The sequence below is a fragment of the Intrasporangium calvum genome (genome assembly GCF_028446585.1).
GTDB classification, from domain to species: Bacteria; Actinomycetota; Actinomycetes; order Actinomycetales; family Dermatophilaceae; genus Intrasporangium; species Intrasporangium calvum_A.
On sequence record NZ_JAPFQL010000115.1, the window covers coordinates 1 to 8,978 of the forward strand.

Genomic DNA, 8,978 nt, shown 5'->3' on the forward strand with positions numbered 1-8,978 from the left:
GTATGCCGCTGGGCCAGCTCAGCGGCATACGGCCCGGTCCTGTTGTGGCTGGGTCGTCAGACCCACACGCCAGGGCGGCACAGGACGCCGCTCGGGGCGGGCGCGGCTGTGGGCGGCATGGGTGATGATGGCCTCCTCATGACTCGGTGGACGCCCCAGCAGGTCGCCGCGCTCGCCCCCGACGCCGCGTCGGTCGCGGCTTCGCGCCGGCTCGCGCGCCCAGGGCCCTGGTCGGACACCGGGTCGACCGACACCCTCGTCTGGGGGAAGTGCCAGGGGTCGGGCAAGACGCCCTACCAGGTCAGCGTGGACCTGACCGGGCCGGCCTTCCGGTGCTCGTGCCCGAGCCGGAAGTTCCCGTGTAAGCACGGGCTGGCCCTGCTCATGCTCTGGGTCGACGGCTCCGGGTCCGTCCGTGACGCCGCGGAGCCGGCCGGGTTCGCTGCCGCGTTTGCCGCCGAGCGGTCGGCGCGAGCGGCCGGCAGCGCGGCCGCTCGGGAGGGACAGCGGGAGCGCACGCCCGATCCGGTCGCGCAGGCCAAGCGCCTCGAGGAGCGGCTCGCCCTGATGACCGGGGGCATGGAGGACTTCTCCCGCTGGCTGGGCGACGTGGTCCGGGGCGGGACGGCCGGTGTCCGGGCCCAGCCCTACGGGTGGTGGGACACCACAGCGGCGCGCCTCGTCGATGCGCAGCTCCCCGGTCTCGCCGAGCAGGTGCGGTCCATGGCGTCGGAGGTGAGCGGCCGTCCCGACTGGGACGAGCATCTGCTCGCTGCCCTCGGCCGGTGGTGGACCGTGACGCGTGCGTGGACCGGACGCGAGTCCGCCGACGAGGCGACGATGGGTGACCTCCGTGCGGTCATCGGGTGGCCCGTGTCGAGCGAGTCGGTGCGCCGGGCAGACTCCGTCTCCGACCGCTGGACCGTGCTCGGCGCACATCGCACCGACGACGGGCGACTGCAGCAGCAGCGGACCTGGCTGCACGGTGAGCGGTGTGGCGAGACCGTCCAGGTGCTCGACTTCGCCGCATCCGGACAGGTCCTGCCCATGGCTCGGGTCGTCGGCTCCGTCCTCGACGCGACCCTGGCCCGCTATCCCGGCAAGGCGGTGCGTCGGGCGCTGTTCGTCGACGAGCCCCTCGTCATCGAGCCGTCCGAGCCGCGACCGGTGCTTGACGGGGTCGACGGGCTCTCGGTGGACGCAGCCCTGGGCGTGGCGGCCGCGACGTGGGGCGTCAACCCGTGGGCGTGGCGCGTGCCGGTCGTGCTGGAGGACGTCCGCGCCACTGCCGTGGAGACCGGACCCGGGTCGGGAGCGCTGGTGGATGAGACGGGCGATGGGCTCCGGCTCACCGACGACAGCCCACCGTGGCCGCTGCTCGCGCTGACCGGCGGTCATCCGACCCGCGTCTTCGTCGAGCTCGAGGGGCGACGCGCGCGCCCGCTCTCGGCGGTCGTCGGGGATCAGCTGGTGGCCCTGTGACCCTCGCCGAGTGGTGGCACGAGATCCAGTCGGTGGCGCTCGTCGGCACCGCCAGGCGTCCGGTGCCCCCGCCGCCCAGCATCGGTTCCGTCACCCCTGCGGTCAGTCCCCAGCTGCGCTCCGAGGAGGCCCTGCTCACCGGGGCGGCGCTGGGAGCCGCCGCACTGCGGGCCGGCCGGCGGGCCGAGCGCCACAGGGCGGCCCCGCCCGCCCCGCCGGACGAGCGACCTGCTGCAGGACCGCTGGCCACCCAGCTGCTCGAGCTCATCCTCACCCAGCCGCCCGCAGGGGCCCGCCACCGCACCGACCTGCTGCAGCACTGGCTCCGGACAGCCGACCGAGCAGGGTGCCGACTGCCGCATGCCCTGCTCCCGACGATCCTCGACCTCGCGACGACAACCCGGGCCATGCGCGGGCCCGCTGCCGCGGTGCTGGACCAGCGCGGCCGCTGGCTCGCCCGGCAGCGACCCGACTGGGCCTGGGTGCCCGATGCTCTGACTGGTGTGGAGGCGAGCAGCGCAGCCGCCGAGCTGACCGAGGACGCTTGGGCGCTCCTTCCCTCCTCGGCCCGCCTGCCCGTCCTGGCCCGCGTGCGAGCCGACGACCCCGCCGTCGGCCGTCACCTCGTCGAGTCGACGTGGCGCTCCGACAGCGCCCGCGACCGGGCGGCGCACCTCGACGCCCTGCGCATCGGCCTCGGCCCCGACGACGAGGCCCTGCTCGAGCGGGCCCTCGACGACCGGGCCGCCGGCGTCCGGGACGTCGCGGCCTCCCTCCTCGACGCCCTCCCCCAGTCGGCTCGAGCCCAGCGCATGGCGGACCGGTTGCGGCCGCTCATCCACGCCCGGGGCATTCGGCGCCGCACCCTCGAGATCGCCCTCCCGGAGCAGCCCGATGCCTCAGGCGTCCGCGACGGACTGGGCAAGCCGCCGCCACGCCGCTCCGCCCGAGGGTGGTGGCTCGAGCAGATCGCCGCCGGCGCTCCTTTGGGCCTCTGGGAGGCGGCAACCGGCTGGGACCCCACCACGATCGTGAGCCGGCTGTCCGACGAGGACGCACTCAGCGGCATACGGCACGCTGCTCAGGTGCGGAAGGATCCGGTCTGGGCGGCGGCCCTCCTCACGCGCTCCTGGCACGCCGACCTCGTCGCGGCGTTGCCGTCCGGCGACCGAGAGTCCGCCGTGCTCGCCCGGCTGTCAGCGGACCCGAAGGCGTCAGCCGCGAGTCTCGTCGCGGCGGTGCCCGCCCCGTGGTCGGCGCAGTTCAGCCTCGCGGTCCTCCCGCGTCTCGGCGCGGACAAGGGCACCGGCATGGCTGTCGGCCAGGCCATGCCGCATCTGCTCACCGGGCTCCATCCCGACGCGCTGCCCGCCCTCGAGGCCTGGCTCGCCCGCGAGCGCCAGGACGGCGCGCTGGCCACCAACCTGCGCCACCTTCTGCAGTTCCACTCCGTCAAGCGATCGATCAGCGAGGCCTTCCGATGAGCGACACCGACCTGCCCACCACGGTCCTGCGGGCTCACGCGGAGGACGCCAGCGCCGCCGAGCTCGCAGCCCTGGCCCGCGCAGACGACCGGCCGCGACCGCCTCGATGGCGACTCTCCCCCTGGGCCGTCACGACCTACCTGCTCGGGGGCACTCTCGACGACGGCACCGAGATCACCCCGAAGTACCTCGGCTCGCGCCGGCTCATGGAAGTCGCCGTCGCCACGCTCGCCACCGACCGCGCACTGCTGCTCCTCGGCATCCCCGGCACGGCGAAGACGTGGGTCAGCGAGCACCTGGCCGCGGCCATCAGTGGCAACTCGACGCTCGTCGTCCAGGGCACGGCCGGCACGCCCGAAGAGTCGCTGCGCTACGGCTGGAACTACGCCCGCCTGCTGGCCGAGGGCCCGACTCGCGGCGCCCTCGTCCCCAGCCCGGTCATGCGAGCCATGGAGCTCGGCGCGATCGTGCGGGTCGAGGAGCTCACCCGGATCCCCGCTGACGTGCAGGACGCCCTCATCACGATCCTGTCGGAGAAGCACCTGCCCATTCCCGAGCTCGACGAGGAGGTCATGGCGCAGAAGGGGTTCAACGTCGTCGCGACCGCCAACAACCGGGACAAGGGCGTCAACGACCTCTCCTCGGCCCTCAAGCGGCGCTTCAACACGGTGGTCCTGCCGCTTCCCGACAGCCTCGACCAGGAGGTGGAGATCGTCCGGACGCGCGTGGCTTCGCTGGGCCGCACCCTCGAGCTCCCGGAGGGCCTCGAGTCGCTCGCTGAGATCCAGCGGGTCGTCACGGTCTTCCGCGAGCTCCGGTCCGGCGTCACGGCCGACCAGCGCACGACCATCAAGTCGCCCTCCGCCACCCTCTCGACCGCAGAGGCCATCTCGGTGATGACGAACGGCGTCGCGCTCGCCGCCCACTTCGGCGACGGCGTGGTCCGCGCCGACGACGTGGCAGCTGGTCTCGTGGGCGCCATCGTCAAGGACCCGGTCCAGGACCGGATCGTCTGGCAGGAGTACCTCGAGACCGTCGTCAAGGACCGACGCGAGTGGGCGGATCTCTACCGGGCCTGCCGAGAGCTGACGTGACGGCTCAGTGATGGCGGCGACTGCGCGCGTCGAGATCCTCGGCATCCGGCACCACGGCCCGGGGTCCGCCCGATCGGTGCTCGGCGCCCTCGAGGAGCTGAGGCCCGACCGCATCCTCATCGAGGGGCCACCAGAGCTCGACGCGCTCATCCCGCTGGCCGGGGAGCCAGACCTCGTCCCTCCCGTGGCGGGACTGGTCTATGCGGTCGACACACCGCGGCTCTCGTCCTTCTACCCCTTCGCCGCGTTCTCGCCCGAGTGGGTGACGCTGCGCTGGGCGGTGGAGCACGAGGTGGCCGTGGGCTTCGCCGACCTGCCGGCCACCCATTCGCTGGCCCTCGCTGCCGGATCACCGGAGTCATCGAAGGGCGGTGCGGCTGACCGCCTCGACCCCCTCACGGTCCTGTCGGCCACGGCCGGCTACGACGACCCGGAACGCTGGTGGGAGGACGTCATCGAGCACCGGCGTCGATCGAGCCTCGAGCAGTTCCGCCACCTCAGCCTGGCCATGGCCGAGGTCCGTGCCTCCGGCGAGCCGGGCGAGGACTTGGAGAACGCTCGACGCGAGGCGGCCATGCGCAAGGCCCTGCGCAGCGCACAGCGAGACGGCGCGCAACGGATCGCCTTCGTGTGCGGGGCCTTTCACGCCCCGGCGCTCGATCCGGCGTCGTTCCCGACCGCGGCCAGCGACAACGCCCTGCTCGTGAAGCTGCCGAAGGTCAAGGTTCGCGCGACCTGGGTCCCCTGGTCCTCGGCCAGGCTCGCCTACGCCTCGGGCTACGGTGCGGGGGTCCGCTCTCCCGGGTGGTACCACCACCTCTTCGTCACCCCGGAGGAGTCGGTCGTGCCCTCCTGGTTCGTCCGCGTCGCGCGTGCCCTGCGAGACGAGCGCATCGACGCCTCCACAGCCTCGGTCGTCGACGCGACCCGACTCGCAGGCGCTCTCGCGGCCGTGCGCGGCCGCCCGTCCGTCGGCCTCAGCGAACTGACCGATGCGGCCCAGGCTGCGCTGACCGACGGGTCCGACCTGCCACTGCGGCTCATCGACCGCACCCTCGTGGTCGGCGACGAGCTCGGACAGGTGCCGGAGGCCACGCCGATGGTGCCGCTCGCCGCGGACCTGACGAGGCAGCAACGGACGCTTCGCCTCAAGGTCAGCGCCACCGCGACGGTGGTGGAGCTCGACCTACGACGCGAGGCCCAGCTGGCCCGATCGGTGCTGCTCCACCGACTGCGACTCCTCGATGTCGACTGGGGAGAGCCCGTCGAGACGGGACGAACCACCGGGACCTTCAAGGAGGCCTGGCAGCTCGAATGGCGTCCAGAGCTGTCCGTGGCCCTCATCGAAGCCAGCCTCTACGGCAACACGGTGGCCTCGGCGGCCGAGGCCCGAGTCACCGAGCAGGCCCAGGAGGCTGCAGATCTCGCCACCCTGAGCGGCCTCATCGAGCAGTGCCTGCTGGCCGACCTGCGCCAGGCTCTCAGGTCCGTCGTGGCCAGCTTGGCCGACCGGACGGCACGACAGCACGACACGCGTGGTCTCCTCGCTGCCATCGAACCGCTGGCCCGGACCTGCCGCTACGGCGACGTCCGCGGTGTCGACGTGGGCGAGGTCGCCCAGCTCGTCGCTGCGGTCGTCGTCCGCGCCTCGATCGGACTCAGGGCCGCCTGTGCGAGCCTCGACGACGACGGAGCCGCGGCCATGCGTGCGGCGATCGAATCGGCCCACCGAGGCGTGGCCCTGCTCGACGACCCGGCGCTGCGCACGCCATGGCATTCAGCGCTCGCCGCCGTCGCCGCCGACGACCGGATCCATGGCGACGTGGGAGGGCGGGCCAACCGATTGCTGCTCGACGCCGGGGAGATCGACCCCGCGACGGCGGCAGCCCGTTTGTCGAGGCACCTGTCGCACGCCGTCGCCGGGCCTGCAGCGGCAGCCTGGCTGGATGGCTTCCTCACCGGTGAGGCGCTCCTTCTGCTCCACACGGAGGACCTGCTCCTCATCGTCGACGAATGGCTCAGCTCGGTCTCCGAGGAGACCTTCGAGGACCTGTTGCCGTTGGTCCGGCGCACCTTCTCCCGCTACCAGCCGGCCGAGCGGCGCCAGATCGGAGCGCACCTCAGGCGGGGCGGCGCGCCCTCCGGTCAACCGGTCCGCGGCTCCGGCGGCGAGTCCGACGCCGACCTCGACCTTGAACGGGCCGCCCCTGCCGTGGCAGCCGTGGCCCGGCTGCTGGGCCTTCCACTGGAGAGCTGACCCCTTGTCCGGTTCAGAAGGGTGGGGGGTCGTTCCAGTCTGGGGGTCGGACAGCGCCTCGGTCCAGGACTTGGGGTAGGTCAAGCCCGCCCAGCGGCATACGGGATCAGCTCTGGCCCGTCTCGGCGACAAGTGCGCAGTCCTCACCGGGTGACCGGGTTGTCAACCGCCTCCGAGGCGCCGTGTGCCGCTTGTCGTTGGCAACGCCTACGCTCGGGACGTGAGCCCAGCCGAGCGCGCCAGCAGCCGAGACCGGCTCACCCGCTGGCGGCTCGTCCTGGGTGGCGAGGAGGCCGACGGCATCCACGAGGTGGCACTCGACGCCGACGACGTGCGCCGGGACGAGGCTCTCCGCCAGCTGTACGACAGCGAGCGACGTGGCGGGCTCGGTGCCTCCGCCCCTCGGGTGGCGCGCTGGCTCGGCGACATCCGCGGCTACTTCCCCTCCTCGGTCGTCCAGGTCATGCAGGCCGACGCCATGGACCGCCTCGGGCTGACGCAGCTCCTGCTCGAGCCGGAGCTGATGGAAGCCGTGCAACCCGACGTCAATCTCGTCACCACTCTCGTCGGCCTGGGCCGGGTCATCCCCGAGCGCTCCCGGGCGACCGCACGAGCCGTCGTCCGCACGGTGACGGATCAGCTGGAGGAACGGCTCCGCGCCGAGACCGTGCAGGCCGTGACCGGCGCCCTCAACCGCGCGGCCCGCACCCGGCGCCCCCGGTCCTCCGACATCGACTGGAACCGCACCATCGCGGCCAACCTCAAGCACTACCAGCCGGAGCACCGCACCGTCGTGCCCGAGCGCCTCGTCGGTCACGCGCGCAGAGCGCAGCGGGTCGAGCGCCACATCATCCTGTGCATCGACCAGTCCGGTTCGATGGCCGAGTCGGTCGTCTACTCCAGCGTCTTCGGAGCGGTGCTGGCCTCCATCCGTTCGGTTGCGACCCGGCTCGTCGTCTTCGACACCAGGGTGGTCGACCTGACGGACGAGCTCGACGACCCCGTGGACGTGCTCTTCGGCGTGCAGCTCGGCGGGGGCACCGACATCAACCAGGCCCTTGCCTACTGCGAGAGCCTGATCAGCCAGCCGACCGAGACGATCCTCGTGCTCGTCAGCGATCTCTACGAGGGCGGGATCGCCGAGGAGATGCTGCGCCGGGCGGCGGCGATCACAGGGGCGGGGACGACCATGATCGCGCTGCTCGCCCTCAGCGACTCTGGCCGGCCGAGCTATGACGCCGACCATGCCGCGGCACTGGCTGCCATCGGCGTGCCGGCCTTCGCCTGCACCCCCGACCTCTTCCCGGACCTGATGGCGGCAGCGATCGAGCGGCGAGACATCGCCGGGTGGGCCGCCGCCAACGACATCGTCACGAGCCACGAGGAGGATTGAACGCCCTGGCCCGGGGACATAAGGGGATCCTCCAGACCGTTTGGAGGATTCTGCGGACAGCGCGCCGCAACCGTGCCACCGTCGATGAGTCACCCACCACGTCAGGGGACTCACCGAAGGGCAGCGCTCGATGACGAGACATCACTCGGTACGACTCATGGCGGTCGGTGCCGCCACCCTCCTCCTGGCCGCGACCGGCAGCGTCACCGCCTCCGCGGGCAGCCACGTCACTGTGATCGCCTCCGGGCTCAACAGCCCGAGGCAGCTCGCCTTCAGCCCGGGCGGCGGGCTCTACGTCGCCGAGGCCGGCACTGCCGGGAACCCTGCCGACAGCCCCTGCCAGGAGCACCCGGAGTTCGGCGAGGTCTGCTTCGGCTTCACCGGTTCGGTCAGCAAGGTCGACCCTGCCGCAGGCGGGTTCGAGCGGGTCCTGGAGGGACTCCCGTCCGCCGGCAGCCCGGCTGACGCGATCGGACCCGGCGACATCGCCTTCACCGGCAACCACCAGTTCGCCCTGACCATCGGCCTGGGCGGCTCGCCGGAGTACCGCGCCGGCTACGGCCCGGACGCGGCGCTCCTGGGGACCGTCGTGACCGGCGACCTCCGGCATCTCGACGGGCTGGACTCGCTCACCGAGGTCTTCGACGCCACGGCCTACGAGGCCGAGGCCAACCCCGACGCCACGGACATCGACAGCAACCCCGTCGGCCTCGCCACGTGGGGCAACGGCTGGGTCGTCGCGGATGCCGGCGCAAACGCCGTCGTGTCGACCCGCAAGGGTGGCTCGACCGTGGCGGTCCTCGACCCCGTGCCGACGGTGGGTTCATTCCCGTTCCCCGGCTTCCCGGCGGACGCGGTGCCGACCGATGTCGTCCGCGGCCCGGACGGCGCCTGGTATGTCTCCCAGCTCGTCGGCTTCCCCTTCGAGCCGGGGTCCTCGACGATCTGGCGGGTCGTCCCCGGCCAAGCGCCCACGGCGTGGGCCACCGGCCTGACCAACGTCACCTCGCTCGCCTTCGCCGCCGACGGGACGCTCTACGCGGTCGAGATCGCCTCCAACGGGCTCTTCGCCGGACCGTTCGGCTCGCTCGTGCAGGTGCACCCAGGATCCTCGACGCACCACGCCGTTGCCAGCGGGCTCTTCGCCCCCTACGGGGTCGCCATCCGCGGTGAGTACGCGTACGTCACCACAGGATCCGTTGCTGCCGGAGGCGGGCAGGTCCTTCGCATCGCTCGCTGAGCCACAGACCAGAGGTGGGGGGGGGGGG

General features: G+C 72.6%; 6 protein-coding genes. All 6 read left to right on the top strand.

Annotation, left to right across the window (positions count from 1 at the left end):
- Nucleotides 1–1,482 (top strand): SWIM zinc finger family protein (locus OO014_RS18120; RefSeq protein ID WP_334685060.1); only part of this gene is annotated, 1,482 nt, incomplete at its 5' end.
- Nucleotides 1,479–2,966, top strand: coding sequence for a DUF5691 domain-containing protein (locus OO014_RS18125; RefSeq protein WP_272463729.1), 1,488 nt, complete (start codon nt 1,479–1,481; stop codon nt 2,964–2,966). The genes OO014_RS18120 and OO014_RS18125, both read left to right, overlap by 4 nt.
- A complete protein-coding gene (locus OO014_RS18130; RefSeq protein WP_272463730.1) occupies nt 2,963–4,060 on the top strand; it encodes an ATP-binding protein in 1,098 nt (365 codons plus the stop codon). Before OO014_RS18125 ends, OO014_RS18130 begins: the two co-directional genes overlap by 4 nt.
- 10 nt (nt 4,061–4,070) lie before the next feature.
- The gene (locus tag OO014_RS18135) at nt 4,071–6,317 is read left to right on the top strand and encodes a DUF5682 family protein (RefSeq protein WP_272463731.1); all 2,247 of its coding nucleotides are present in this window, start codon (nt 4,071–4,073) and stop codon (nt 6,315–6,317) included.
- A gap of 220 nt (nt 6,318–6,537) precedes the next feature.
- Nucleotides 6,538–7,710, top strand: coding sequence for a VWA domain-containing protein (locus OO014_RS18140; protein ID WP_272463732.1), 1,173 nt, complete (start codon nt 6,538–6,540; stop codon nt 7,708–7,710).
- 130 nt (nt 7,711–7,840) lie between these two features.
- Nucleotides 7,841–8,950, top strand: a complete 1,110-nt coding sequence (locus tag OO014_RS18145; protein ID WP_272463733.1) for a ScyD/ScyE family protein — start codon at nt 7,841–7,843, stop codon at nt 8,948–8,950.
- The last annotated feature ends 28 nt before the right edge of the window (nt 8,951–8,978 follow it).